This window comes from Parahaliea mediterranea, from assembly GCF_017255185.1.
Lineage (GTDB): Bacteria > Pseudomonadota > Gammaproteobacteria > Pseudomonadales > Halieaceae > JAFKCZ01.
Genome location: NZ_JAFKCZ010000034.1, coordinates 1 through 1,309 on the forward strand (window position 1 = coordinate 1; position 1,309 = coordinate 1,309).

Below are 1,309 nucleotides of genomic sequence, written 5' to 3' on the forward strand. Positions count from 1 at the left end.
TGAATCGCTCCGGGTTTGTCGGAGGCTCTAAACCTTGAGAGGATGGAGCAATGACCAAACCAATGAGATATCCCCCAGAGTTCCGGGAGCGGGCTGTGCGGATGCTGCTCGAGCAGCAGGATCAATACGACTCCCAGTGGGCGGCGATGAACTCGATCGCCGTCAAAGTCGGCTGTACGGCTGAGACCCTGCGTAAGTGGGTGCGCCAGGCTGAGCAGGACCTTGGCCTACGCAAGGGCGTGACCAGCGATGAGCGTGAGCGACTCAAGGAACTGGAGCGAGAGAATCGGGAGCTGAAGCGGGCCAATGAGATCCTGCGCAAGGCTTCGGCGTATTTTGCCCAGGCGGAGCTCGACCGCAAACCGAAGTGATGGTGTCATTTATCGACGAGTATCGGGATGAGTACGGGGTCGAGCCGATCTGCAGCCAGCTGCCGATTGCCCCATCCACGTTCTACGACCATAGCGCCAAACAGCAGAACCCTGATCGCCGCTCAGAAAGAGCCCGGCGTGATGATGCACTGTGTGCTGATATCCGGCGGGTGTATGAAGAGAACTTCCAGGTTTATGGGGCCCGCAAAGTCTGGCGCCAATTGAACCGGGAGGGGATTGACGTGGCCCGCTGCACCGTTGAGCGATTGATGAAGCGGCTCGGTCTCGAAGGCGCAAGGCGTGGTCGGCGGTGTCGAACAACGATACCGGATACCGCTGCAGAGCGCCCAGCAGATCTGGTGCAGCGCCAGTTCCTCGCTGACCGTCCAAACCAGTTGTGGGTCGCAGACATTACTTATGTGGCGACCTGGAGCGGCTTCGTTTACGTGGCCTTCGTGACCGACGTGTTTGCGCGCCGAATCGTTGGGTGGCGAGTCTCTCGCTCGATGCGAACGGATCTGGTGCTGGACGCGCTGGAGCAGGCTGTCTGGGCTCGAGGCGGCGCCAAGGGCGTGATTCATCACAGCGACAGGGGAAGCCAGTACCTGTCGATCCGCTACACCGAACGGCTGGCGGAAGGCGGCCTGGAGTCTTCAGTCGGCAGCCGTGGCGACTCCTACGACAACGCCCTGGCGGAGACCATCAACGGCCTGTACAAGACCGAGGTGATCCATAAGCGTGGTCCCTGGCGGACGGTGGATGAGGTGGAATACGCGACCCTGGAATGGGTCGACTGGTTCAACAACCGCCGGCTATTGGAGCCCATCGGCAATATTCCGCCGGCGGAATTGGAAATGGCGTACTATCGCCAGCAAGAAGAGTCAGCCATGGCGGCCTGACTCAAGCAACTGAGCCTCCGGAAATCCCGGGGCGATTCA

Annotated in this window: 1 protein-coding gene and 1 other annotated feature; the gene reads left to right on the forward strand. The window is 60.4% G+C overall.

Annotated features, from left to right (window positions below; translation table 11 throughout):
• Positions 1-50: 50 nt before the first annotated feature.
• A protein-coding gene (locus tag JYP50_RS21600) for an IS3 family transposase (RefSeq protein ID WP_206562650.1) occupies positions 51-1,270 on the forward strand; the annotation gives its coding sequence in 2 pieces (ribosomal slippage) (positions 51-336 and positions 336-1,270; 1,221 coding nt in all).
• Positions 329-445, forward strand: a sequence feature (AL1L pseudoknot). It overlaps the preceding gene by 117 nt.
• Positions 1,271-1,309: the final 39 nt, after the last annotated feature.